General features: G+C 63.0%; 1 protein-coding gene. It reads right to left on the reverse strand.

What is annotated here, in order from left to right:
* The coding region (locus tag P0D71_RS36055; RefSeq protein ID WP_408483892.1) for a pyridoxal-phosphate dependent enzyme at window positions 1-522 on the reverse strand (522 nt) is incomplete at both ends.

The raw sequence follows: 522 nt of genomic DNA on the forward strand, positions 1-522 counted from the left end.
ATCGCGTGAATCGGACCCTGATGCTGGCTGAGAATTTCCATGGCGACGGTGCCTTGCCCGGCGATCACATACGGATCGTCGAACGGATGCACGAAGGTCAGGCCGCGCTCTTCCTGCAGCTTCACCGCGTGTCCATACGCATCGCTATACGATTCGCCGAATTGCACGACTTCGACGGTCGGCCCGCCGTGCGCGCGCACCGCATCGACCTTCACTTGCGGAGTCGTGACCGGCACCACGATGATCGCCTTCACGCCCATGCGCGCCGCCGAGAGCGCGACACCCTGCGCATGATTGCCCGCCGACGCGGTAATCACGCCACGTTCCAACGCCTCGGAAGGAATTTGCGCCATCTTGTTGTACGCGCCGCGCACCTTGAACGAGAACACCGGCTGGTTGTCCTCGCGCTTCAGGTAGACCGGATTGCGCAGACGTGCCGACAGATTCGGCGCGCGTTCGAGTTCGGTCTCGCGGGCCACGTCGTAGACGCGCGCGGTGAGGGTTTTTTTCAGGTAGTCGTGG

The sequence above is a fragment of the Paraburkholderia sp. RL17-383-BIF-A genome (assembly GCF_046028015.1).
Taxonomy (GTDB): domain Bacteria; phylum Pseudomonadota; class Gammaproteobacteria; order Burkholderiales; family Burkholderiaceae; genus Paraburkholderia.